General features: G+C 71.1%; 21 protein-coding genes. 13 read left to right on the top strand and 8 right to left on the bottom strand.

The window, feature by feature from the left end:
- Positions 1–71 precede the first annotated feature (71 nt).
- Complete coding sequence (locus DKM19_RS03435; RefSeq protein WP_110694455.1) at positions 72–911, bottom strand: phosphotransferase enzyme family protein; 840 nt, start codon at positions 909–911, stop codon at positions 72–74.
- A gap of 225 nt (positions 912–1,136) precedes the next feature.
- Here DKM19_RS03435 and DKM19_RS03430 point away from each other — a divergent pair, with 225 nt between their 5' ends.
- The 4 genes from DKM19_RS03430 to DKM19_RS03415 all read left to right on the top strand — a co-directional run bounded on the left by DKM19_RS03430 (position 1,137) and on the right by DKM19_RS03415 (position 4,600).
- The gene (locus DKM19_RS03430; protein WP_110694454.1) at positions 1,137–1,634 is read left to right on the top strand and encodes a helix-turn-helix domain-containing protein; all 498 of its coding nucleotides are present in this window, start codon (positions 1,137–1,139) and stop codon (positions 1,632–1,634) included.
- A 267-nt stretch (positions 1,635–1,901) separates the two neighbouring features.
- Positions 1,902–3,176, top strand: a complete 1,275-nt coding sequence (locus DKM19_RS03425) for an MFS transporter (protein WP_204358639.1) — start codon at positions 1,902–1,904, stop codon at positions 3,174–3,176.
- A gap of 139 nt (positions 3,177–3,315) precedes the next feature.
- A complete protein-coding gene (locus DKM19_RS03420; RefSeq protein ID WP_110694453.1) occupies positions 3,316–3,753 on the top strand; it encodes a helix-turn-helix domain-containing protein in 438 nt (145 codons plus the stop codon).
- Between the two features lie 154 nt (positions 3,754–3,907).
- Entirely contained in the window at positions 3,908–4,600 is a 693-nt protein-coding gene (locus tag DKM19_RS03415; RefSeq protein WP_110694452.1) for a formylglycine-generating enzyme family protein, read from the top strand.
- A gap of 296 nt (positions 4,601–4,896) precedes the next feature.
- Here the strand turns inward: DKM19_RS03415 and DKM19_RS03410 are convergent, their stop codons facing one another.
- Together DKM19_RS03410 and DKM19_RS03405 are read right to left on the bottom strand one after the other, a co-directional pair.
- On the bottom strand, positions 4,897–5,793 hold the full coding sequence (locus tag DKM19_RS03410) for an MBL fold metallo-hydrolase (protein ID WP_162641275.1): 897 nt from the start codon (positions 5,791–5,793) through the stop codon (positions 4,897–4,899).
- Positions 5,790–6,788 carry a cyclic nucleotide-binding domain-containing protein gene (locus tag DKM19_RS03405; protein ID WP_162641273.1) on the bottom strand — a complete coding sequence of 333 codons (999 nt, stop codon included), beginning with the start codon at positions 6,786–6,788 and terminating at the stop codon, positions 5,790–5,792. Before DKM19_RS03405 ends, DKM19_RS03410 begins: the two co-directional genes overlap by 4 nt.
- 176 nt (positions 6,789–6,964) lie before the next feature.
- Between DKM19_RS03405 and DKM19_RS03400 the strand changes: the two genes are divergently transcribed.
- The 7 genes from DKM19_RS03400 to DKM19_RS03375 all read left to right on the top strand — a co-directional run bounded on the left by DKM19_RS03400 (position 6,965) and on the right by DKM19_RS03375 (position 17,824).
- Positions 6,965–8,269: an adenylate/guanylate cyclase domain-containing protein gene (locus DKM19_RS03400; protein ID WP_204358638.1), complete on the top strand. Its 1,305-nt coding sequence runs from the start codon at positions 6,965–6,967 to the stop codon at positions 8,267–8,269.
- A complete protein-coding gene (locus DKM19_RS03395) occupies positions 8,269–8,985 on the top strand; it encodes an ABC transporter ATP-binding protein (protein WP_110694449.1) in 717 nt (238 codons plus the stop codon). Before DKM19_RS03400 ends, DKM19_RS03395 begins: the two co-directional genes overlap by 1 nt.
- A gap of 267 nt (positions 8,986–9,252) precedes the next feature.
- Entirely contained in the window at positions 9,253–11,841 is a 2,589-nt protein-coding gene (locus DKM19_RS03390; RefSeq protein ID WP_110694448.1) for an ABC transporter permease, read from the top strand.
- Positions 11,842–11,847: 6 nt separating this feature from the next.
- Positions 11,848–14,316, top strand: coding sequence for an ABC transporter permease (locus DKM19_RS03385; protein ID WP_110694447.1), 2,469 nt, complete (start codon positions 11,848–11,850; stop codon positions 14,314–14,316).
- 3 nt (positions 14,317–14,319) lie between these two features.
- On the top strand, positions 14,320–16,242 hold the full coding sequence (locus DKM19_RS03380) for a histidine kinase (RefSeq protein ID WP_110694446.1): 1,923 nt from the start codon (positions 14,320–14,322) through the stop codon (positions 16,240–16,242).
- Complete coding sequence (locus DKM19_RS49265) at positions 16,239–16,388, top strand: hypothetical protein (RefSeq protein WP_162641272.1); 150 nt, start codon at positions 16,239–16,241, stop codon at positions 16,386–16,388. The genes DKM19_RS03380 and DKM19_RS49265 overlap by 4 nt, the downstream gene beginning before the upstream one ends.
- A complete protein-coding gene (locus DKM19_RS03375) occupies positions 16,385–17,824 on the top strand; it encodes an NAD(P)/FAD-dependent oxidoreductase (protein WP_110694445.1) in 1,440 nt (479 codons plus the stop codon). The genes DKM19_RS49265 and DKM19_RS03375 overlap by 4 nt, the downstream gene beginning before the upstream one ends.
- A 210-nt stretch (positions 17,825–18,034) precedes the next feature.
- Here the strand turns inward: DKM19_RS03375 and DKM19_RS03370 are convergent, their stop codons facing one another.
- Positions 18,035–18,385, bottom strand: a complete 351-nt coding sequence (locus tag DKM19_RS03370; protein WP_110694444.1) for a helix-turn-helix domain-containing protein — start codon at positions 18,383–18,385, stop codon at positions 18,035–18,037.
- Positions 18,386–18,434: 49 nt separating this feature from the next.
- Here DKM19_RS03370 and DKM19_RS03365 point away from each other — a divergent pair, with 49 nt between their 5' ends.
- Positions 18,435–19,322: an NAD(P)-dependent oxidoreductase gene (locus tag DKM19_RS03365; RefSeq protein WP_110694443.1), complete on the top strand. Its 888-nt coding sequence runs from the start codon at positions 18,435–18,437 to the stop codon at positions 19,320–19,322.
- Between the two features lie 238 nt (positions 19,323–19,560).
- Here DKM19_RS03365 and DKM19_RS03360 read toward each other — a convergent pair whose 3' ends face one another.
- The 4 genes from DKM19_RS03360 to DKM19_RS03345 form a co-directional block, all read right to left on the bottom strand.
- Positions 19,561–19,935 carry a response regulator transcription factor gene (locus DKM19_RS03360; RefSeq protein ID WP_110694442.1) on the bottom strand — a complete coding sequence of 125 codons (375 nt, stop codon included), beginning with the start codon at positions 19,933–19,935 and terminating at the stop codon, positions 19,561–19,563.
- A gap of 278 nt (positions 19,936–20,213) precedes the next feature.
- Positions 20,214–20,873, bottom strand: a complete 660-nt coding sequence (locus DKM19_RS03355; RefSeq protein ID WP_204359022.1) for a response regulator transcription factor — start codon at positions 20,871–20,873, stop codon at positions 20,214–20,216.
- Between the two features lie 304 nt (positions 20,874–21,177).
- Complete coding sequence (locus tag DKM19_RS03350; RefSeq protein ID WP_110694440.1) at positions 21,178–22,062, bottom strand: class F sortase; 885 nt, start codon at positions 22,060–22,062, stop codon at positions 21,178–21,180.
- A gap of 13 nt (positions 22,063–22,075) precedes the next feature.
- Entirely contained in the window at positions 22,076–22,870 is a 795-nt protein-coding gene (locus DKM19_RS03345; RefSeq protein ID WP_162641271.1) for a hypothetical protein, read from the bottom strand.
- Between the two features lie 1,089 nt (positions 22,871–23,959).
- On the opposite strand from DKM19_RS03345, the gene DKM19_RS03340 reads away from it, so the two are divergent.
- Complete coding sequence (locus tag DKM19_RS03340) at positions 23,960–24,973, top strand: sugar phosphate isomerase/epimerase family protein (protein WP_110694438.1); 1,014 nt, start codon at positions 23,960–23,962, stop codon at positions 24,971–24,973.
- Positions 24,974–25,039: the final 66 nt, after the last annotated feature.

The raw sequence follows: 25,039 nt of genomic DNA, 5'->3' as shown, positions 1-25,039 counted from the left end.
GGCACGCCCTCCGGCCGGACGGTGAGGCACCGTTTCCACAGGCCGGCCGGTGATGGCCGGGGCTTCGTCTTCTACAGGCCGGCGGTGAGCCGCGCGGTGATGGCCGGGCCTTCGTCGTGGATCCAGGTTTCCGCCCGGGGCAGGCGATCCTTCGCGCCCTCGTCCCAGAAACGCTTGAAGACCGGGTCCATCTCGGCGGCGGCGCGCATGTTGACGTGGAAACGGTGGATCATGGTGGTCGCCAGGGGAATCAGGGCGTGGCGCCGGCTCGCGTTCATGCCGTAGGCGTCGGCGAACACCGCGACCCGGTGAGGGATGTCGAGGTCCGCGAAGGCTGGCGACCTGTCCTTCGGGTGCATCAGCGGCGCCCAGTAGTAGACGGCGTTGGCGATGTCGTAGACCCTCGTCGTCGGTTTGGCGAGATCGAAGTCGATGAGAGCCGCGGGCAGCCCGTCGCGGAAGACGACGTTGCCGGGGCAGTAGTCGCGATGACCGACCACCAGGGGCTCGTCGTCGGGCGTCGAACTCGCGCCCTGCGTCCCGGGGATCCCTCCCCAGGTCGCGTCCGCGGGCGGTGTCCAGCCCTGGGCGGCGTCGTGAAGCCGTCGAATGAGCCGTGCGAGCTCGACCAGAACCTCTTCGCCCGCCGTGTCCGGCGGGAGTGGTTCACGGGGAACGTCTCCGGGGACGAACGAGAGCATCTCGCGCCCCCGATCATCAAGGCCGAGGGGAATCGGGGCGCCCTCGAAGCCCGCGGCACGCAGGTGCGCCAGGTATGCCTGGATCGTCATGGTGAAGGGCCGGACCGGGCGCCGGACGGTGTCTCCCACCCGCACGATTCCCTGCGTGACGCCGTCACCGACCAGCGGCACCTCATCCTGCCGGTCGACGTCACGATCCAGGTCTGCCATGGGGCTCCTCCGGTGAGTTTGTCGTGATCACGATAGTGGTCGCCGGAATCCGGAGTGGATGCCGCCGGGCCTTCTGCCCACGAACGTCCCTGCCGAGCTCACCGCGGACCAGACCGCCACCGTCGTCGGAAGTCCGGCGACGGTGAACGATTCCTTCGCTGACTTGACCGTATGGTAGCCAGATCTTAGGATTCTGACTACTAATGTGAATAGTCAGGAGAGGTCATGACAGTCACGTTCGAAGGCGTGCTAGCCGACCGGAGCACGTGGAAGGTCGAGAACTGCTCGATCGCGATGGCGATGGATCTCATCGGCACGCGGTCGACGATGCTGATCCTTCGCGAGGCCCTCTACGGCACAACCCGGTTCGACGACTTCGCCCGGCGGACGAAGACCACCGAGGCGATCGTCGCGGCGCGGCTCAGGCAGCTGACCGACATCGGCCTGTTCGAGAAGCAGCCCTACCGCGAGCCGGGCAAGCGCACCCGCCATGAGTACCTCCTGACGGACAAGGGCAGGGACCTGCTTCCCGCGGTCTTCGCGCTCATGCAGTGGGGCAACAAGCACCTGCAGGCCGAGGACGGCGGACCGCTACGTCTGGTGGAACGAGGCACCGGGGAGCCCGTGGTGATCGGCCCACACACCGCGTCGGGCAAGAACCTCAACCCCGATGACCTCGCGATCGTCGCGAACGGCGACTGGGCCGACCCGCCGAACGGCTGACCGTTCCTCCGGCCCCATCGCTGTCGCCGACCGCTCCTTCAGCCCTACCACTACGGCTGCCCGTTCCCTCAGCCCGGCCGATACGGCTGATCATTCTTCCGGCGCGGCCACTTATGACCGACCGCTCCTTCAGCCCTACCGCCACGGCTGCCCGTTCCCTCAACCCGGCCGCTACGGCTGATCATTTCTCCGGCCCGGCCGCTCACGGAACCGGGCCACCACCGGCTGTCCGGCCACCGCGCCCGGTCTCTTCGAGGAGCTTTTTCCATGCCAACGCCCGAGGCTTCCACCGACACGCCCGCGCCCGTCACCCGGCGCCGCCCCACCTTCCCCGCCGGATTGGCCTTCACGGGCGGCGCGATCACGTTCACCAGCCTGTATCTCGGGGCGGGCGCGCCGACTCCCCTGCTGGTGCTCTACGAGGAGCAGTGGAGGTTCCCTCCGGCGGTTCTCACGCTGGCCTTCGCGGTCTACGCGATCGGCTTCCTCACCGCCCTCCTGACGGCGGGGTCGCTCTCTGACCATGTCGGCCGGCGCCCCGTGCTGATCGGAGCACTCGCCGTTCAACTCGCATCGATCGTGATGTTCCTCCTCGCACCCGGCATCGGATGGGTGATCGCCGCCCGGATCGTGCAAGGCGTGGCCACCGGCGCGGCGACGAGCGCCTTCACGGCCGCCCTTGTCGAACTCGCCCCGCCGAGCCGGAAAAGACTGGGCACCATCCTCGGCAGCGTCGGCATGACCGGCGGCCTCGCCGTCGGCGCGCTGCTCGCCGGTATCGCCATCCAGTTCACGGCCATCGCGAACACCCTCATCTTCACGGTGCTCACGATCGTCACGATCCTCGGCATCGTCGTCGTCGCGCTGTCTCCCGAGACCGTGACCCGCGCGCCCGGAGCGCTGCGTTCCCTGATCCCACGGGTCGCCGTCCCGCCCGTCGCCCGGAGGGAATTCGCCGCCGCCACTCCTGTGATCGCCGCGATCTGGATGCTCGCGGGCCTCTCCCTCGGACTCGCACCGACCATCGTCCGCAGCGTCTTCCTGCTGGACAGCGGTCTGCTCAACGGCCTCTGCGGATTCATCGCGCCGGCGACCTCGGCGGTCACCGGAGTCGTATTCGCCCGCTTCAGCCCTCGGCGGGCGATGCTCATCGGTATCTACGCCTCCATCGCCGGAGCCCTCGGCATCGTCACCGGCGTACTCGCCGGAAGCCTAGCGCTCATGATCATCGGTCAGGTCATCGCCGGGGTCGGCTTCGGTGCGGCCTTCTCCGCATCGCTACGCCTCATCTTCCCGCTCGCCGCCGCGCACCAGCGGGCAGGGATCGTCGCCGGAATCTACGTCGTCGCGTACGTCTCCTTCGGCCTGCCCGTTGTCATCGCCGGCCAACTCGCCGCCCCGCTCGGCCTGGTGTCGACGGTCGCCTGGTACGGAGCGGTGACCGTGCTCCTGTCGCTCGTCGGCCTCATCGTGCGGCGTTCGCTGCTCGGCCGGAGCGATACGGACCGCCTCAATCCAACGGTCGCATCGAACGGCTCGTGAAGCTTGACCGGCGGTTGAGCGGAGACCACCTGGGACCCCGCCTCAGAGAGCAACCTTCCTCAAACTTCCCCATAAATCCCTAACCTCATCATCATGGGGTAGTTTAGGGAATGACTGGGTGTGCTGTGAGAGGGGTCAGGTGTCTCAACCGCCGTATTCGGTCGAGCAGGTGGCGAACCTGCTCGGCCTCCATGTCAAAACGGTGCGCACCTACGTGCGGGACGGGCGGCTGAAAGCGGTCCGCATCGGCAAGCAGTACCGGATCGCCCGCGAGGACCTGGACGCCTTCACCGGCCACCCGGTGGAACCACCCGCCACCGAGACGGCCGGACGCCGACGCCATATCGACGTGTCCAGCATCGTGCAGATCGACGCGATCGGCCCCGAGGAGATGAGCCGCCTGAGCACCATGCTCATGGCCCTCACCGCAGACGGCCCCCACGACGACGGACGCCTGCGCATCGAGACGATCTACGACGAGGAGAGGGCCAACATGAAAATCATCGTGCTGGGCGGCCTGGACAGCAGCGTCGAGTTGCTCACAATCATCAACAAGCTGGCGAAGGACCAGCCGTGACCGGCATCCACTCCTCCGCCGAAGGCGCGGGCGTCTTCGGCGGAGCGGTGGCCGGCACCCGGCGAGCCCGCCCCATGGCACGCGTGGTCGCGTTCGCGGGCAGGTGCGCCCGCCTGTCATCGACACAGAGCCGACCGTGCGGAAAGGACCCACGATGAGCCTTGGGCCGACGCCGCACCAGGCGATCGCCGAGCGCTTGATCGAGATTCCCGCCGGGGAGATCGTCCTGCGGGACGAGGGAACGGAGACGAGGTGGAAGGTCGAGGTCGGGGCCTTCCGGCTGGCGCCGTATCCCGTGACCCGCGAGCTGTACCGCGCCGTTCACGGCGAGGCGCCCGCGAGCTCGGCGGGGCCGCGGACGCCGGTGACCGAGGTCTCCTGGAAGGAGGCCGTCCGGTTCTGCAACCTGCTCTCGCAGGCGACGGGCCTCCAGCCCTGCTACTCGATGGGCGACGACCCCGACGCGCAGGACGTGCTCCTCGACGGGGAGGCCGGCGGCTATCGCCTCCCGTCCGAGGCGGAGTGGGAGTACGCGTGCCGGGCCGGGACCCCCGGCGTCCGCTACGGAGAGCTGGACGAGATCGCCTGGTATCGCGGCAACTCCGGCGGCGAGGTGCACGACGTCGCGACCAGGGCGCCGAACGCGTGGGGCCTCTACGACATGATCGGCAACGTCTGGGAGTGGTGCTGGGACGTCTACGATCCCGAGGTCTACGGCCCGTACCGCGTGTTCCGCGGCGGAGGTGCGTACGACCCGCCCCGAGGATGCCGGGCGTCGTGCCGCCGCAAGAGTCACCCGACCTTCCGCGTCGACGACCTCGGATTCCGGCTCGCCCGATCGCTGTGAACGGGAAGCGCACCAGACCTGTCACCGTGAGCGGGAAACGCGCCAGACCCGTCGCGTGAGCGGGAAGCGCACAGACCGGCCGCCGTAAGCGGGGGACGCGCCAGACCGGTCGCCGTGAGCGAGAGACGAACCGGACCGATCGCCGTGAGCGAGAGACGCGCCAGACCGGGTTCTGCCTCTCCGTCGAGGTGCCCGCGGAGGACGAGGCGACGCACCACGGCCCGAACGCGGTGACGATCCTGGCCGGACACCGGGAGCCCGGATGACAGGTTGCCGGTGTCCGGCCCGTAGCCGTTTCACGACGCGGAGAGGCGAGGCGGGCGCTCACCGCCGGGGCCGCGCACGTGCAGCACGTCGCCCTGGCGGGCGATCTCGACGTCGAGGCGGTCCGCGTCGGCCAGTTCCTTGCCGAGGACGTCGAGCTCGCCGTCCGTACGGCCCGGCGCGTGGTGGGTCAGGACCAGGCGGCGGGCCCGGCAGCGATCGGCGAAGGCCAGCGCGTCCGCCACGGTGGAGTGGCCATAGGCGTCGGCCGTCGCCTGCTCGGCGGAGAGGAACTGGGCGTCATGCAGGAGCACGTCGACTCCGGCGGCGAGCCCCCGCGCCGCCGCCGACCCCAGCTGGGGAGAGTGATCGGGAAGGTAGGCCACCGAGACCCCGTCGCCCTCGACCCGGATTCCGTGGGTGGTCCCGCCCTTGTGCGTGATCTCTGCCCGGCGCACCGTGAATCCCTCGATGACGGCCGGTTCGGTCGTCGAGGGAAGGAACCGCCAGGTTCCGAGCAGGCCGTCAGGACCGATCGGGAAGTGCGGCGGTGACATGACCCGGGCGAGCAACTCGCGGGGGGACGGGCTTGACGGTTCATGGGGAGACGCGCTCCCAGGCAGGTGGGGAGACGAGCTTCCAGGCAGGTGAAGGTCGACGCGGGCGTCGGGGCGGTCCAGCGAGGGACAGAACGGCAGGCCCTGCAGATGGTCCCAGTGCAGGTGCGTCAGCAGGATCGAGCCGCGGAACGCGGCCCCGCCGAGCAGGTCGGGGAGCCCCCGCAGGCCGGTGCCCGCGTCGAGGATCAGCGCGGGGACGTCGGAGTCGTCCGGCAGTACGGCGACGCAACTGGTGTGCCCGCCGTACCGGACGAACGCGGGACCTGGAGCGGGGGTCGATCCCCGGACCCCGAGCAGGACAAGCCTCACGTGAGGGATTCCTCACGCCGGTGACCTTCGGCAAGGCGCGCCAGGGCGGCCTTGTCGATGATGTGCGCGGGCGCTTCGGCGACCCGGATCGGCGTCAGCGCCGTCAGCGTCGCCGTACGGAGGCCGCCCTCCAGCACCGCGCGCTCGCCGAGGATGGCGCCGGGGCCGAGCTCCGGGAGCCCGCGTCCGTCGACCTCGACGGAGAGCACGCCGTCGAGAAGGAGGAACAGCGCGTCGCCCGGGTCCCCCTGACGGATCAGGGCCTCCCCCGCGGCCAGGGACCGGATCGTCGGCCTGTGCCCGCCGCGCATGATCAGCGTCGACATCTCACGTTCCAGGGCGGTCTCGGCGGCGGTGACCAGGACCGGGGAATCCTCGTCTCCCCACGGCGTACGGTGCGCGCCCTCCTGGCCGGCCCACGCCTCGAAGTCGGTGACCCCCGCCTTCTGCGCCAGCACGCCGTCGGCCCCGTAGACCCAGTGCCGGGGGAACGGGCTCGCGCCCTCCAGCGTCGACTCAGCGCGGCCGTCTGCGTGCAGTGTCAGGGCGAGCGTCGTCCACACCAGCGGGGACTGCAGCCGCATGTACGGCGGACGCGAGATCCTGCGCGGGAACGGCATCGCCGTACGGCCTCCGGCGGTCTGCGTGAAACGCACCCAGCCGTCGCCGATCTCGGGTTCCGGGCGCAGGTCCGGCAGGCTGAAGGCGGTGAACGTCACGCCGAACGGGCCCAGACGCATGGTCGTCGCCCCCATGACCAGACCGCCGTCGACGCCGTGACCGGTCAGGCGGCCGTCGGCGAACTCCGCCCAGGCGGTCAGGCGGTTGGCGAAGCGGAAACCGTCGGCTCCGCGCAGGGCCTCCAGGTCGCCGACCTTGTCCGGGGGCGGGTCGTCGTAGTGCGCGATCCCCACGGTGAACGCGGGCCTGGTGTAGCCCTTGACGGCTTCGGACGGAATCCAGGACAGGGACGTCACCTGCGACTCGACGCGCATGGTTCCCCTCCAGGGGAGCTCGTTACCCGCCGGCGCGGGATCCATGACACGACCGTAGAAACCGCGGCGCGCTCGAACCAGGGCGTCACCCTGCGAACACGAGGGGGTGCCAGCACCCCTCAACCGTCGTCCCAGCACCCTTCACGCGAGATCCGTCCCGATATGTAATTCAACTCGTGGATCGCATCACGTTGGTGCTGGCCGACGACAATCTGATCGTCCGTGAAGGCGTGCGCGCACTCCTGGGCCGCGACGCCGCGCTGGAGGTCGTCGGGCTGGCCGCCGACTACGACGAGCTGGTGGAGAGCGCCGTACGGCTGCGCCCCCAGGTCATCGTGACCGACATCAGGATGCCGCCCACCTTCCAGGACGAGGGCATCGAGGCGGCCCGCGAGATCCGCAGGCACCTGCCGGGCACGGGTGTGGTCGTGCTCAGCCAGTACGACGATCCGGAGTACGCGATCCGGCTCCTCGACGACGGGGCCGCGGGGTACGCCTACCTGCTCAAGGACCGCATCTCCGACGCCGGGCTCCTGGGCCGCGCGATCCGCGAGGTCGCCACCGGCGGTTCCATGATCGACCCGCTGATCGTCCAGGAGCTCGTCGTTCCCGCGCGCAACGAGGGCGAGCTCTCGGCCACCGAGGAGGACCTGCTCCGCCAGGTCGCGGAGGGGCGCCCGGTGAAGGCCATCGCCGCCTCGGCGGGAGAGACCCCGGAGACGGTGAACGCCGCCATCGAGCAGCTCTTCCTCGACCTGGCCAAGGGCGCGACCGCGGGCCGTCAGGGCGCGCTCCGCCGGCTGCGCATGCTGCACACGGCGATCCTCCGCCGAGAGGAGCAGGGCGAGACCCTCTCACGCCTGCTGCCCAGCGGCCTCGCCGACAAGCTGCTCCGCGACCGGGGCGCGATCTCCCGGACCGAACGCCTCGTCGTCACCGTGCTCATGTCCGATGTCCGCGGCTACTCGGCGATCGCCGAGCGAACCGATCCCGCGGTGCTCGCCGGTCAGCTCAACGCCCACCGCCGCGCGATGAACGCCGCGATCCTCAACACGGGCGGCACCGTCATGCAGTACGTCGGGGACGCGGTGATGGCCGTGTTCGGGGCGCCCGACCCGTCGCCCGAGCACGCCGAGCAGGCCATCCGCACCGCCTGCGACATGCACGTACGGCAACGCGCCCTGGACGCCGAGTGGGCGCTCGACGGTCTGGCCCCCTTCGGGCTGGGCATCGGATTGTGCACCGGCGAGGTGGCGGCGGCCCTGCTCGGAAGCGACGAGCGGGTCGAGTACACCCTCGTGGGAGACACCGTGAACCTCGCCCAGCGCATGCAGGACCTGGCCCGGCCCGCGGGCCGCACGGCCGCGGCCGAGGCGACCGTCCAGGCCAGCGGCGGCCCGTGGCCGTGGAAACCTCTCGGCGCCCAGCCGGTGAAAGGCCGCTCCGCCCCCGTCAACGTCTATCACCTCGAGGTGACCTGATGACCACCACCGAAGTCACGGCGACGCCCCCCGAGGACGCCGTGGAGGCGCTCGCCGTACGGGTCCGAGGGGCCAAGCGGACGTTCGCCGCGGAGCTCGCCCCCGTCCGCGCGCTGCGCGGCGTCGACCTGGACGTGCGCAACGGCGAGTTCGTGGCCGTCATGGGCCCGTCCGGCTGCGGCAAGTCCACGCTGCTCAATATCGTCGCCGGGCTCGACACGGTCGACGAGGGCACGGTCGAGGTCGCGGGCGAGCGCGTCGACAACCGCGACGAGAACTGGCTCGCGCGTTTCCGGAGGCACCACGTCGGCTTCGTCTTCCAGTTCTTCAACCTGCTCGACGGCGTGTCCGCGCTGGACAACCTGATCATGCCGGGTGTGCTCGCGGGGATGAAACGGCGGGCCGCGGAGTCGCGGGCACGCGACCTGCTCGACCTGCTCGGTCTCGGTGACCGCACGCACCAGGTGCCCGCGGTGCTGTCCGGCGGTCAGCGGCAGCGGCTCGCGATCGCCCGTGCCCTGGTCAACGAGCCGACGCTGCTGCTCGCCGACGAGCCGACCGGCGCGCTGGACAGCGAGGGCGGCATGGAGGTCCTGGAGCTGTTCCGGCGGCTCCACGACGACGGTCAGACGATCATCATGGTGACGCACTCCCCGGACGTCGCCGCGGGCGCCGGACGGGCGGTTCTCATGCGCGACGGCCGGGTCGAGCCATGACCACCACCGGACACCGGACGGGCAGCGCTCACACACCACGGTCGGGCGGAGCCATGACCACCACCGGACACCGGACGGGCAGCGCTCACACACCACGGTCGGGCGGAGCCATGACCACCACCGGACACCGGACGGGCAGCGCTCACACACCACGGTCGGGCGGAGCCATGACCACCACCGGGCAGGCAGTCCTCACGTTCGACGGTCGGGTCGAGCCATGACCACCACCGGGCGGGCAGCCCTCACCTGCGACGGCGGGGCGGAGCCATGACCGTCACCGGACACCGGACGGGCAGTTCCCATGCGCTACGGCCGGGCACCATGGCGATCGCCGCCGCCTGGCTGCGGTTGGAACTGCGGCGGCGCCTGCGTCCCCTCATCGTCCTGGCGCTGCTCGTGGGCCTGGCGACCGCCACGATCCTGACGGCCGTCGCCGGGGCGAGGCGGGGCGAGAGCGCGATCGAACGGCTGCGCGCCGTGACCCTGCCGGCCGACGCCGTCGTCCTGCCCAACGACTCCGCGTTCGACTGGAACAAGATCCGCGCGCTGCCGGGCGTCGCGGCGGTGGCCGGGTTCGCCGTCGCGCCCTTCTTCGTCGAGGAGCTTCCCGGTTACGCGGGCTACCTCCCGCCCGCGGACGGCGAGGCGATGAGGACCGTCGAACGGCCGGTGGTCCTGGAGGGGCGCCTGCCCGATCCCTCCCGCGCCGACGAGGTCGTGATCAGCGGAAGATTCTCCGGCTCGTACGGTCTCGGCGTCGGGGACGCGCTCACCTTTCGCCTGATGACCGTGGCGGAGGCCGGCAACCCCAACTTCGACGGCGTCCCGCACGGCCCTCTCGTGCCGGCCCGCATCGTCGGCGTCATCCGTTCGCCGTGGTACTCCGACGCGGTGGGCGGTAGGGGTGACATGCACCCCTCGGCCGGACTCTTCGCGGCCCATCCGAAGAACTTCCTCGGCGCCGGCACGTACGGCTTCGCCAACGCGCTGGTCCGCCTCGACCGGGGAGAGAGCGGGCTGCCCGCCTTCCGCAAAAGCCTGAGCGAGGTCACCGGGCGGACCGACATCGAGATCTGGAACGGCGCCGACAACGCCCGGCGCAGCCAGCGGGTCAACACCTACGAGAGCCTGGCGCTCGGCGTGTTCGCGCTGGCCGCCCTGGTCGCCGCGCTGGTCCTCGTGGGGCAGTCGGTGGCCCGCTACGCCACGGCCAACGTAAGCGATCTCCAGGTCCTGCGTGCCTCCGGCATCACCACCCCGCAGGTCATGGCCGCCGCTTCCGCCGGGCCGTTCCTCGCCTCGGTCGCGGGCGCCTCCGCAGGAGTCGGCGGTGCCGTGCTGGGCTCCCTGTGGATGCCGATCGGCGCCGCCTCCCTGCTCGAACCCGCGCCGGGACTCGACGTCGACGTGCTCGTGCTCGCCGTGGGCTGGGTGATCGTGCCCCTCCTGGTGCTGGCCGGAGCCCTCGCGGCCGCACGGCTCGCGATCGCCGCGGCGCGCTCGGAGGCGCCGCCGCGGCGATCCGCCGTCGCCCGCGCCGTGGCCCGCCTCGGACTGCCCGTGCCCCTGGTGATCGGCACCCGCTTCGCCCTGGAACCCGGGCGCGGGCGCACCTCGGTTCCGGTACGGCCCGCGCTGTTCGGCGCGGTCGCCGGGGTGCTCGGTGTGCTGGCCTCCTTCACCTTCGCCGCGGGCGTGGCGGACGCGGCCGGCAATCCCGCCAGGTTCGGTCAGACCTTCCAGGTCGCGACCTACTTCGGCGAGGGCGGCCAGGACTGGGCGCCCGCGGAACAGGCCATGGCCGTCATCGCCCGGGACCCGGACGTCCTCAGTGTGAACGACGCCCGGGTCTCGGTCGCCGCGGCGCACACCATCCCGAACCCCGACACCAGCGCCGACCCAAACCCCGGCACGGGTGACAACCCGAGCCCTGACACAGGTGACGGCCCGAACTCCGATGCGGGTGCCGACCCCGACCCCGGCACAGGTGACGGCCCGAACTTCGATGCGGATGACGTCTCGGTCACCGTGTACAGCTACCACCCCGTCGGTGCCCCGTTCCCCGTCGTCCTGGTCTCGGGCCGGATGCCGGAGTCCTCCGGCGAGATCGTCCTCGCCCCCACCAGCGCGCGCGACCTGCAAGCCGAGGTCGGCTCGACCGTACGGCTGGCCGGGAAGACGGCGCCGCGCGACCTGCGTGTCACCGGGATCGGCTTCGTGCCGCACGGCTCGCACAACGACTACGACGCAGGAGCGTGGACCAGCGCGGACGGGTTCCGCGCGCTGTTCGGCGCGGACTTCAAGTATCACCAGTCGCTGATCGCTCTGCGGCCCGGCGCGGACATGGACGCCCTCCAGGTCCGCCTCACGACGGCCGTAAAGGCGATCAAGGACGGCGAGAAGGTCGCCTTCGGCACGCAGGACCCGCCCACCCAGCTCGCCGAGGTCCAGGACATGCGGATCCTGCCCCTCTTCCTCGGCGGCTTCCTGGCGCTCCTGGCGGTGGGAGCGGTGGGCCACGCGCTGGCGACGGCCATCCGCCGGCGGCGCCACGAGATCGCGGTCATGCGCGCACTCGGCCTGACCCGCACGCAGTCGCGCTGGGTCGTGGTCACGCAGGCCTCTCTGCTCGCGCTGGTCGGTCTCGCCTTCGGCGTGCCCCTCGGCCTGGCGCTCGGCCGCACGCTGTGGCGCGTCGTGGCCGACCACACGCCCCTGTTCTACCAACCCCCGATCGCCCTGTGGGCTCTGCTGCTGGTCGGCCCCGGCGCGCTGCTGGTCGCCAACCTGCTGGCGGCCTGGCCCAGCCGGCTCGTCACGCGGTTCGGCGTCGGCCAGATCCTTCGAGCGGAGTGACCGATCATGGTCGTGACAGTCACCTGGTTCCGGCTGGAGCTGCGGAGGCGCTGGCGCTCCCTGGTGGTGCTCGCGCTGCTCGTGGCCTTCGCCACCGCGACCGTCCTGGCCTCGGTCGCGGGCGCCCGCCGCGGCGGCACCGCGGTCGACAGGCTCGCCGCCCTGACGCTTCCCGCCACCGTGGCCGTGCTCCCCAACGAGCCCGGCTTCGACTGGGCCGGGATCCGGGCGCTCCCGCAGGTCGAGGCGCTCACGGAGTTTCCGGTGTCGGGCTTCGGCGTGGACGGCGTCTCCAACTCGGAGGAGGTATCGGCGTTCCCTCCGATCGACGACGAACTCCTGCGGACCATCGAACGGCCCGTCGTCCTCGAAGGACGGCTACCCGACCCCGCCCGGATCGACGAGGTCGTGGTCAGCTCGCGGTTCCCCGCCTTACACCACCGGGGGGTGGGCGACGGCCTGACCCTGCGCCTGATGTCGGTGGAGCAGGCCGGAAGCGACGACTTCGATCCCTCCGGCGGCGACCCGCTGCTCGGCCCCTCGGTTCCCGTCACGATCGTCGGCGTCATCCGCTCGACGTGGTTCGCCGAGAAGCTCGGGGACAGGGGCGGTGTGCTCCCCTCGGCCGCGCTGTTCGCCAGGTATCGCGCGAACATCGTCGGCCCGAAGGGATACATCAACGCCCTGATCCGGCTGAAGGGCGGCGAGGCTGCGATCCCCGCCTTCCGCGAAGGACTCGTCCGCGCCTCGAAGCGCTCGGACATCGACATGTGGAACATCGAGACGAAGATCATCGCACCGTCTCGCCAGGTCGCCCACTTCGAGGCCGCCTCCCTGCTCGCCTTCGGGCTTGCCGCGCTGGCCGCGGCGATCGTGTTGATCGGCCAGTCGGTGGCCCGGTACACGGCCGCGACCATGGCCGACCTGCAGGTGCTGCGCGCCGTGGGGCTGACCCCGCGGCAGGCGGTCGTCGCGGCGTCGGCCGGGCCGTTCCTCGCCGCGCTCGCCGGGACCGCTCTCGGGATCGTGTCCGCCGCGATCGCCTCCACGTGGATGCCGATCGGCGCGGCGTCCCTGCTCGAACCCCGTCCCGGATTCGACGTCGACTGGCTGGTCCTGGGGACGGGCTGGGGATTGATCCTCGCCCTCGTGCTGGCGGGATCCGCGGCCTCGGCCGCCCTCGCGCTGGTCGCGACGCGTGGCAGGATCTCGGGACGCCGCTCCGCGGTGGCGCTGGCGGCGGCCCGCGCGGGTCTGCCGGTCCCGATCGTGATCGGCGCCCGCTTCGCCCTGGAGCCGGGGCGCGGCAAGAGTGCGGTCCCGGTCCGCCCTGCCCTGGTGGGGGCCATAGCCGGGGTCGTCGGGGTGCTCGCCGCGTTCACCTTCTCCGCCGGTGTTCGCGACGCGACCGAGAACCCGGCCAGGTTCGGACAGACCCACCAGCTGGAGATCTTCCTCGGCTTCAACAACGAGGACTTCGTGCCGTCGTACCGGCAGATGCTGGAGACGGTGGCCCGCGACCCGGCCGTTCAGGCGGTCAACGACGCGAGGATCGCGGTGGCGGAGGCGGAGGTGCCGGCGACGAGGTCGGGGACGGCAACCGGGGCTGGGGCGGAGAGGTCCAAGAGCGCACCGGTCACCGTCTACACCTATGACCCGGTGGGCGGGCCGCTGCCCGTGGTGCTTTTCGAAGGCCGGATGCCGGCGACGCCGGAAGAGATCGTTCTCGGGCCGTCGAGCGCGGACGCCCTCGGCGTCGCCGTCGGCGGCAGGGTCCCGATGGGCGGCGGTCCCACGCCGGTGACGATGACGGTCACCGGCATCGGCTTCATGCCGGAGGGACCGCACAACGGCTATGCCGATGGGGGATGGGTCATCCCGGCCGGATACGACCGGCTCTTCGCCGGGGCCTACTTCGCGTTCAAGTTTCACGGCGCGGAGATCGTCCTGCGCCCCGGGACCGACCTCGCCGCCGTGAAACGGCGGCTGGAGTCCGCCACGGCTCCGCCCGGGGGCGGGGGCCTGCCGTTCACCGAACCCGCACCGCTCCCGCAGGTGGCGCAGATCCGTGACGTCCAGTCCCTGCCCGTCCTGCTCGCCGGGTTCCTCGCACTGCTCGCCGTGGGGGCGGTCGGCCACGCGCTGGCGACCACCGTACGGCGGAGGCGGCACGAGGTGGCCGTGCTGCGCGCGCTGGGCATGACCCGTCCACAGGCCCGCTGGATGGTGGTCACCCAGGCCACGCTGCTGGCGGTCGTGGGGCTGCTCTTCGGAGTGCCGCTCGGCGTGGCGTTCGGCCGCACCCTGTGGAGGACCGTCGCGGACATCGCCCCGCTGGTCTACGTGCCGCCGCTGGCCCTGTGGGCGCTGCTCCTGGCCGGACCGGTGACCCTCCTGCTCGCCAACCTTCTGGCGGCCTGGCCGGGTCGCGTCGCCACCCGGCTGCGCATCGGCCACGTCCTGCGAACGGAGTGAACGATGGTCCTCGCATCCGCCGTCGTGGCCGCCGTCTGGGCGCTCGTCGCCCTCGGCGTCCTGACGGCCGGCAGGCCCGCGCTGGCACGGGCGTCGGGCCTCATCGCCGTGACCCAGGCCGCGGCGGGCATCTGGCCCGCCTGCGCTCCGCTCGCGGTCGCCGCCTGGCTGGCCTGCGGGCTCGGCCTTCCCGACGGCGTCCTCGGCTCGTGGCCGCGCCGGGCCGTCGCGGCGGGGGCGGCGGTCGCCGGGCTCGGCTGGACGGCCGGGCTGCTCGCCACCGGTACGGCCCTCGACCGGGGACCACTGATCGCGGCCGCGCTGGGAGCGTGCGCCGTCGCCCTCGGGGCGGTGGCGCTGCGCTGCCCGAAAGCACCGGCCGCACGCCGTCGCACGCTGCAGTGGGTCGCCGCCGCGGCCGTCGTGACCGCGGCGGCGGACGCCGTGCTGATCGCGCTGAACATGCTGCTCGGCACCCCCGGAGAGCTGCTCCCGTGGATCCTCGCGGCCCTGGTCGTGATGCCGGCGGGACTCCTTCTCAGTCAGCTCCCGGTGACGTCCAGGCTCGCCGAGCAGGCGCTGGTCGAGGCCGTGGTCGTCGCCGGGCTGGCCATGCTGGTGGTCTCGGTCTACCTGGTCGTGATCATCGGACTCGCCCGCTCCCCCGTCGGTCCCGAACGCGAGGTTCTGGTGGCCAGCGTCGTCGCGGCCCTGACGGCCGTCGTGCTGGCGCTGCCCCTGCGGTTCCGGTTGGTGTCGTTCGGCCAGTCCCTGCTGGGCAGGCGCGGTCAGACCCCGGAGGAGGCGCTGGCCTCCTTCGGCGCGCGGATGAGCCGGGCCGTCCCCTTCGACGAGCTGCTGCTCCAGCTGGTGGAGTCGCTCCGGGCCACCCTCGGCCCGGCGGGGGCGGAGGTCTGGGTCGGAACCGACGGCCTCCTGCACAGGACCGTGAGCGTGCCGGAGCGACCCGGCGGGCAGATCACCCTCAACGACAAAGAGCGTCTCGTCGTCGGCCGCACCCGGATCGGCGGACCCGCCTGGATGGGGGTCTGGCTGCCCGGCCTGCTCGCCGGCCACCCGCAGGAGGCGCCGGTACGGGTGGCCCCGGCCGCGCACCTGGGAGACCTGCTCGGGCTGCTCGTGGTGAGGCGGACGCCCGAGGGGCTCGACTTCACCGAGGAGGACGACCGGGTGCTCATCGAACTCGCCCGGCAGGTCGGGCTCGCCCTGCACAACATGCGGCTGGACTCGGCGCTCCAGGCGTCGCTGGAGGAGCTGCGCCAGCGCAACGAGGAACTGCAGGCCTCACGCCTGCGGATCGTCACCGCGGCGGACGCCTCCCGCCGGGCCATCGAACGCGACCTGCACGACGGAGCACAGCAACACCTTGTCACCCTCTCTGTCAAGCTTGGACTGGCCCGCGAGATCATCAAAGAGGACCCGGCCCTGGCCGCGGAGCTACTCGAGGAGTTGCACAGCGACGTGCAGAACACCAACGCGACATTCCGCGAGCTCGCCCACGGGATCTACCCGCCGCTCCTGCGCAACCACGGCCTGGGCGAGGCCATGCGCTCCGTCACCCGGAGGGTGTCCCTGCCCTACCAGGTCGACGTGGACCTGCCCCGCCGATATCCGGAGGAGATCGAGGCCGCCGTCTACTTCTGTTGCCTGGAGGCCATCCAGAACGCGGGCAAGCACGCGGGACCCGACGCCTCCATCGAGGTGCGGATCCACGCGGACAGCGAGACGCTGCGCTTCTCGGTCTCCGACGACGGCCTCGGTTTCGCCGCCGGGACCGGCGAGGGGCACGGCTTCGTGAACATGACCGACCGCCTCGGCGCGATCGGCGGCCTGCTGTTCGTCGAGTCCGAGCGGAGCGCGGGCACGACGGTCCGCGGGGAGATCCCGATCGGGGAGGCCCCATGAGCCGGGCGGACGGCCTCGACGCCGGGAAGGGCACGGGCCGAACCAACGGCCCCGACGCCGGAAAGAGCGCGAACCGGACCGACGGCCTCGACTCTGAAAAGAACGTGAGCCGGACCGACGGCCCCGACGCCGGGGAGGCCCCATGAGCCGGGCCGACGGTTTCGACGCGGTCGTGGTCGGCTCCGGGCCCAACGGCCTGGTCGCCGCCGTCACCATGGCGGAAGCGGGACGGCGCGTCCTGCTGGTGGAGGCCGCCGACCGGTTCGGCGGCGGGCTGCGCACGGAGGAGCTCACGCTTCCCGGATTCCACCACGACGTCTGCGCCACCGTGCTGCCTCTCGCGCTGGCCTCCCCGGCGTTCCGGGAGCTGGACCTGGAGAAGGACACGGTGGAGTGGGCGCATCCCCCCGTTCCCGCCGCCCATCCCCTGGACGGGCGCTCCGCCGTGCTCGTCCATCGAGATCTGGACCGCACCGCGCGCTCGCTCGGACGGGACGCGGCGGCCTGGCGGGCCACCGTGGGCGCGACCTCTCGCGGGGGCAGCCGGCTGGTCGACACCCTGCTCTCCCCGCTGGCTCTGCCCAGGGCTCCACTGCGTGCGGCCCGCTTCGCGGTAGCGGGCGCGCTGCCCCTGACCTGGCTCGCCCGCTCCGCGTTCCGCACCACGGAGGCTCGCGCGGCCCTCGCGGGCATGGGCGCCCACTCGATGCTCGATCTCCGCGCGCCCATCACCGCCGGCTACGGCCTGCTCCTGGCGGCCCTGGCCCACCGGGTCGGCTGGCCGGTGGTCCGGGGCGGTTCGCAGGTGCTCGCCGACGCTCTCGTCGCCCGTATCGTGCGGAGCGGCGGGGAGGTCGTCTCCGACCGGACCGTCCGCAGCCTGGACGAGCTTCCCGACGCCACCTCGGTCCTTCTCGACCTCACGCCGCGCCAGGTGGTCGCCGTGGCGGGGCACCGGCTGCCTCCGGGCTACCGGCGGCGGCTGGAACGCTACCGGTACGGGCCCGGCGTCTTCAAAGTCGACTGGGCGCTGTCGGGTCCCGTCCCCTGGAGCGACCCGGCCGTGGCCGGCGCCGGCACCGTCCATCTCGGCGGCACCCTGGAGGAGATCGCCGTGAGCGAGGCGACGGTCGCGCGGGGAGGGCATCCCGAACGTCCGTACGTCCTGCTCGTCCAGCCCTGCGTGGCCGACAGCACGCGCGCGCCCGCAGGGTCACATGTCCTGTGGGCCTACTGCCACGTGCCGAACGGCTCCGGGGTGGACATGACCGGGGCGATCGAGGCCCAGATCGAACGGTTCGCACCGGGGTTCCGCGACCTTGTCCTGGCGCGGAGCGTGATGGGCCCGGCGGCCATGGAGGCGCACAACGCCAACCTGGTCGGCGGCGACATAGGGGGCGGCTCGGCGCGGCTGAGCCAGTTCGTGGGCCGACCGGCCTACTCGCCTCACCCGTGGGCGACCCCGGTGCCCGGGCTCTACCTGTGCTCGGCGAGCACCCCGCCCGGCGCGGGCGTTCACGGCATGGGCGGCCGTCAGGCGGCCCGGCTGGCCCTCAGACGGGCGGGGTCCATGCCGGAGTGAGGTCCGTCCCGTTGTACCCCGTTCGATCTGAGGCAGTTCCGTTCAACCGGCCTAGCCCGGCCGCCGTGGTCAGGCCCGGTAGGCCCACGTGCCGCCTGCGGTAGCCACTTTTTTGTGGGTACTTGTCGGCGGACCTGGACGGCCTGAAGCTTGGTCGTGGGCGGCCTGCGGGCCGTCAGGTCCAGATGAGACGGGGAGGTCGGCGGTGCATCAGGAGACCGGTTCGAACTCGGCCAGCTTCTCCAGGCGCCGGTGTCCCCAGTCGGAGAGCGGCGCCAGCGCTTCGGAGAGTTCGCGGCCGAACGTGGTCAGGGAGTACACGGTCTTCAGCGGCCGCACATCGTGCACCTCCCGGTGGACCAGTCCGTCGGTCTCCATCTCCCGGAGCGTCTGAGTCAGCACCTTCTCGGTGAGGCCCGGCAGCCGCCGGCGCAGCTCGCCGGGACGGTGCGGACCGGATTCCAGGAGCCAGAGCAGAAGCGTCTTCCACTTGCCGTCGATCACGGCGATCGCGGCGGTCACTCCGCAGGCATTGGGGTCCTGTGCCCGGCTACGCGTCATCTCATCCCATCTCATCGCCATTTGCTGGTTCGTCTTGAGGAGTTGAAGCATGACCTCGTACACCGAACAGTCTGCCGTCACCGTGCTCGGCCTGGGGCCGATGGGCCGGGCCCTGGCCGGCGCCTTCCTGGACGCCGGCCTGCGGACCACGGTCTGGAACCGGACGCCGGGCAGGAATCGGGAGTTGGTCGAGCGGGGCGCGGTCGGCGCCCGATCGCCCGAAACGGCGGTCGCCGCAAGCGGGTTGACCGTGGTCTGCGTGGTGAACTACGACGCGGCGGACGCCATCGTGCGGCGCGACGCGGTCACCGACGCGCTCAAGGGGCGCACCGTGGTGAACCTGACCGCCGACACCCCCGACCGGGCCCGGAACACCGCGACCTGGGCTGCGGAGCACGGCATCGAATACCTGGACGGCGCGATCATGACGCCGACCACGACCATCGGGACCCCGGCCGCGACGTTCATCTACAGCGGCCCCGAGGAGCTTTACCGCCGGCACCGGCCGGTGCTGGACGCCTTGGGTGGCGCCCACACCCACCTCGGTGAGGAAGTCGGCCGGGCGGCCGCATACGACATCGCCTTGCTCGACATCTTCTGGACCGCGATGGCGGGTTATGCGCACGCGCTGGCGGTGGCGAGGGCCGAGGGGATCACCGCGCGGGAGCTGGCACCGTTCGCCAAGGGCATCGGCACGATCCTTCCGCCGCTCTTCGAGCAGGAGGCGGAGGAAGTGGACAGCGGGAGGTTCTCCGGTGAGGGCAACCCGATCACCTCGGCGGTGTCGTCCATGGCCCATATCGTCCACGCCTCCGAGGCCCACGGCATCGACGCGGGTGTGATGCGTGCGGCCGAGGGCCTGGCGCGCCGCGCCATCGGACGAGGTCACGGCGGAGACGGGTTCCTCCGGATCACCGAGATCCTGAACCCTCGCTGAGGAGGTCCTCCCGCGGCGTCCTGCGGGGCGAATCCTCCAACGGCCTCATCGACGGGGCGTTCCTCCCCCGGTCTCTCACCATCGGACGGATGGAATCCGGCGGCGCCGGAGTGAGGTCGTCCCTGCGGACATGGGCCACGGGCGCCACAGGTCTCGCGCTCAGACGGGCAGGGCCCGCAGCACCGCCGGAGTGAGGTCGTCCTTGCGGACACAGGCCACGGCGCCACAGGTCTCGCGCTCAGACGGGCAGGGCCCGCAGCACCGCCGGGGTGAGGTCGTCCTTGCGGACATAGGCCACGGCACCGCAGGTCCCCGCGTCCGGAGGAAGGTCCTCCACCGCGTAGGTCGACAGCAGCACGATCGTGATCTCGGGTGCGTGGGCGAGGATGCGGCGGGTCGCCTCGATCCCGCTGATGCCGGGAAGGTTGATGTCCATCAGGATCATGCCGGGGCGGGCCGCCGTGGCCATCTCGAAGGCGTCCTCACCGGTAGCCGCCTCGCCCACCACGCGCCACCCGGGCAGGAGGCGGACGAGGGAGCGCGCAACCGACCGGAACGGGGCCTGGTCGTCCACGATGAGCACGTCAACCGTGGACGCCGTCACGATGGCCATTCGCCTTTCCCCAACGCTGTCACCTCTTCAGTCTTCCCCAACCCCAGGCGCGCTCCAAGGGTGTGACCACCACGGTCCCGGCGTGCCAGCACCCCGTACGGATGATCACACGGCGACCGTTCCACCTGGGCGGACGGATACGGGCCCGCGCCCCGTGCCGACGACCACGGGGACCACCCGCTTGAACGGACGGACACGTGCCCGCACTTGATGCCGACGGCTGTCGGGCGGCTGTCACACCTGAGCGGACAGGTGCACGCCTCGCTGCGGGACTGCTGTCACACCTGGGCGGACAGGTAGAGCAGCACCGCCATGACCCGGCGGTTGATGTCCGGTTCGGGGCCGAGGCCGAGCTTGGGAAACAGGGTGTTGATGTGTTTCTCCACCGCCCGCTCGGTGAGGGAGAGCGCCATTCCCACGGCCGCGTTGCTCTTGCCCTGCGCGATGTGGGCCAGCACCTCACGCTCCCTCGGGGTCAGGCCGGCAAGGGGCGAGGACCGCGCGTGGATCGAGTCGGCGACCAGAGCCTCGACCACGGCGGGGTCGATGACCGAACCGCCCCTGGCCACCGAGCGAACCGCCTCGATCAGCTCGCGGGGGTCGCTGAGCCGCTCCTTGAGCAGATAGGCCCGCCCGGCGCTGCCGGAGGCGAGCAACGGCGTCGCGTACGCGGGCTCGGCGTACTGGGAGAGCACCACCACTCCGATGCCCGGGTGGGTCTGATGGAGCCGGATGGCCGCCTGGATCCCCTCGTCCGTGAACGTGGGCGGCATCCGGATATCGGTCACCACCACGTCGGGGACGTGCTCGCCGACGGCCGTCAGCAGGCCGGGCAGGTCGGCGCAGATGGCGACCACCTCAAGGTCGTCTCGCAGGTCGAGCACCCGCCGCACGCCCTCTCGCACCAGCAGGGAATCCTCGGCGATGACGATCCGTATGACCACGGAGGCAGCCTAACCGCATGACCACGGGAGCAACCCATCACTTTTCATCTACCGTGCGCGCGGACGCGTGAACGCCGCCCACCGGCCCACCCGGATCCCTCTCCACCGGACAGACCCGGGGCCCTTCCCCGTCGTCTACCGTGCGCGGACGCCGTCCACAGGCCTGCCTCCGGCCCACCCGGATCCCTCTCCACCGGACAGACCCGCGGCCCCATCGGCCCGCCCCGACCGCGTGGACCCGTGGCCGTTCCCCATCGGCCGTTCCTGACCGCGTGGATTGCCGGCAGGCCGGCGGCGCTCATTCCTTGCGGGTGCTCGTCATGGTCGCGTAGGCGATGACGTTGTCGGTGTAGTGGCCGGTCGTGCGGTCGTAGGTGCCACCGCACGTGATCACGTGAAGCTGGGGGTTGGGTGATTCGCCGTACACCCGCTGCGTCGGGAACGTCGTCTTCCCCGCCTGTTCGAGACCGCCCACGGTGAACACCGCGATGATGCCGTCCTTGCGGTGCACCTCGATGACGTCGCCGTTGCGGATCTCGTCGAGGCGAGTGAAGACCGCGCTTCCCGAGCGCGTGTCCTTGTGCCCGAGCAGGATCGCGGGCCCGGCCTCCCCCGGTGTGGGTCCCGAACGGTACCAGCCGACCAGGTTCGCGGCGGAGACCGGCGGCACCTCGATCGCGCCCTGCCTGTCGAGCCCGACGGACTTGATCGGCGCGTTGACGCCGAGCCTCGGGATGACCAGGCGCACCGGGGTCGACGGCTGCATGGCCGGGGCCGCCGGGAGGCTCGGCACGGGTGGCGGGGCGTTCGCGGGCGCCTGGAAGTACGGGTTCACCGGTTCCGCGGCGTTCACCTGGCTCCGCGGCGGCAGTGTGGTGCGCTGGTCGGCCAGGCCGTACTCCTCGGGCGCAGCGAGCACGAACAGCATGCCGACGAGCACCGTGACCACCCCGGCGATTCCCGCCAGGATGAGCACCGACCGCATGATCCGGCCGCCGGCGACGACGGGCGCCTCGGGCTGCCACTCCTCGTACGGCGGGCCGTACTGCTGATATCCCGGCTGCTGGTAGCCCTGCTGCTGATAACCAGGGTGCCCGTACGGCGGCTGGACCGGCACCTGCCGATAGTGCGGCTCGGGCCCGGAATACCCCGGCGGCCGTCCTTCCGGCGTCGGAGTGCTCATCCGGCCACCCCGATCAGCCTCGGGTCGCGGTACGGCGCCGCAGCACCAGCCCGCCGATTCCGGCGAACGCCACCATCAGCGCGCCACTGAACATGATGAGACGGGCGTCCGGCCCGGCGTCCCCGCCGCCGCCCGTGGCGGCTGCGCCGTCGGGGGTCTTCTCGATCTGGTTCGTCTTGACCGGCTCCGCCGTCTTGGTCCTGGTGAGGGTGACGGTCGGCTCGGGCGTGGTGATCGGAGGCGTGTTCGAGGGCGACGTGGGCGGAGTCGCAGGCGGGGTCGACGAGGGCCCGGTCGAGGCGCCCGCGGTCTGCACGTTGATCACCGTCGCCCCGGCGGCCGCCTCCGCCGCGGTGACGCTGCAGTCGAGCAGCTCGGTCTCGGAAGTCCCGGTCCCGGTGTCCACCAGCAGGGTGAAGGCGTCCGGCCGGAGCGTGACGGCGCCGGCCGCCGTGGGCGTCACCGTGATGAGCATGGGGGGCGGCGTCAGCTGCTGGCCTGCCGTCGCCGCGGCCGGGGCGGCGGTGGCGACGACCGCGCGGAGCTCCGAGGCGACCGCGAGGGGAACGCCGTTGATCGCCACGTCCGCGTCGACGATGAGGCGACCGGTCGCCGGAATGCTCGCGGAGGTGGTGATGAACGGGGAGGCGAGGGGCTGCCCGATCTTCCACGTCGCCACGACGGTCGCGTTCGGCGTCGGCGTCGTCAACGGGCCGGCGAGATCCATCTGGAACGCGTACGGAACGGTCGACGCACCTGTGCCCCCGACCGTGCAGGTGTAGTTCACGGCTTTGGGAGCAGCGGACATGGAGGCGATCGCAGGCACTGCACCGAAAATGATGCCCGCGCCTACTGCTGAGATCGCGGCTGTCTTGACCGCGACTCGACGCCGCGTCTTGGACTTCCGCACAGTTTCTCCCCGTTCCAGGTTGATCGACCGGTTTACATCGGCTGCTAAGGCTTACAGGTCATGGTCACGGTTTGGCATAGATACTACGAAGAGAGAGTAAGCCACGCGAGTCAGTCGCCTAAACGGACACAAATTCCCACCAATCACACAGTAAACATCGCCGCACGTCAGGAGAGCCTCCCGAGCCCCCGCCTCAGACGAGCCCTCCGGAGCCACCGGCGCCCGATCTCCCGCCCGGCGGACGACAAACAGCAGGCCAGGCGGCCTCCTCGGACGGCGAGCCGGAGTACGGCGGCCCTCACGGGTAACGACTTACACAACAGCCCCACAACGGCTCACATCGCGCCCCCCGGGTGACAACGGGACAGCGCGGACAGGCGGCCCTCATGGGCAACGACTCACATGGCAGCCCTCGCGGGCGGCGAGGCGACGGTCCTCGCGGATGGCGAGGCGGCGGCCCTCGCGGATGGCGGGACGGCCCAGGCGGCGACCCTCGCAGGCGGCGAGACAGCGGAGCGGTCCCGTCGGCGAGGCGACGCGGACCGCACGAACGGCACGAACGACCCGCCACGCGAACGGGCACGGACGGCACGCCATGCGAGCGACGCAAGCAGCAAAGGCGACACGCAACGTGAGCGGCACACGACGCGAGCGGCATGAGCGGCACGGGCCGCACGGCGACACATGACGCGAGCGACGCAGGCGGCAAGGCCGCAAAGCGGTCCTCATTATAGGCGGACCGAAATTGCAACCTAGATCATCAGAATGACATCCGACATCGGGGAAAGACCGGGTCAAACATGGTCTGATTTGGCGAAAGCCCAGGTCAAGCGTGGTTAGCTGTGGGAAAAGACGCCAAGCCTCGGAGCAGCCGGAGAGCATGACCCAGCTCGCGGCGGCGACCCCATAGGACGCTCCGAAACTCATTCTTATGTTGCTAAAAGATTTCGTTGACATAGACGTCCGGCTAATCCTACCGTCATGGTTATGTCTAGTCACTCACGCATAGATATTCAAGAGCCGACCTTCGGCGCAGGCATCTGGCACTTCGGCCGGTATGTGGATCGATATGCGACGGATGGATACGGCCCGCCGGTCAGCACGCTGGAGGCGATTGACCTCGCAGGTCAGGTCGGTGATCTGTCGGTGGTCGACCTGACGTTCCCGTTTGATCCCCCGGACCTGCCACTCGACGACGTGAAGACGGCGCTCAAGCGCAACGGCCTGCGAGCCATCGCGGTCACACCGGAGATCTACACCAGGCGTTTTGTCCGTGGAGCGTTCACCAACCCCGACCCCCAGGTGCGCCGGCAGGCCATCGAGCTGGTCTCACAGGGCGCGGAGACGGCCAGGGAGCTCGGTTGCGACTACGTCAAGCTCTGGCCGGGCCAGGACGGATGGGATTACCCGTTCCAGTCCGACCACTCCGAGCTGTGGCGGTTCTCCCTCGACGCGGTGCGCGAGCTCGCGACGAACTTCCCCGACCTGCGCTTCGCGATCGAGTACAAACCGCGTGAGCCGCGCAACAGCATGGTGTTCTCCTCCATGGCCAAGACCCTGCTGGGCATCGAGGAGATCGGACTGCCCAACGTCGGCGTCCTCCTCGACTTCGGCCACTCGCTCTACGGCGGCGAGTCGCCGGCGGACGCGGCGCGGCTGGCGATATCGCGCGGGCGCCTGTTCGCCATCGACGTCAACGACAACTACCGGGGCTGGGACGACGACATGGTCGTCGGCTCGGTCCATCTCACCGAGACCTTCGAGTTCTTCCACACCCTGCGCGACGCGGGCTGGGAGGGCGTCTGGCAGCTTGACCAGTTCCCCTTCAGGGAGGACTCGGTCGAGGCCGCCCGAGCGGGCATCCGCGTGATGAAGAGCATCCACCGCGCCCTGGGTCTGGTGGACCGCGAAGGCCTCGCCGCGGCGCAGAAGGCACAGGACGCCCTGGCGGCACAGCGCATCGTCCAGCGCGCCCTGATCAGCGTCCTCGCCGACCGGTGACGCCCACCCGGAGCAGGCCGGACACGCCGCCCACCCGAGGGGAACGGATCACGACGCTCTCCCGGA

The sequence above is a fragment of the Streptosporangium sp. 'caverna' genome (assembly GCF_003203775.1).
Taxonomy (GTDB): Bacteria; Actinomycetota; Actinomycetes; order Streptosporangiales; family Streptosporangiaceae; genus Streptosporangium; species Streptosporangium subroseum.
This window is presented reverse-complemented; position numbering and strand designations above follow the sequence as displayed.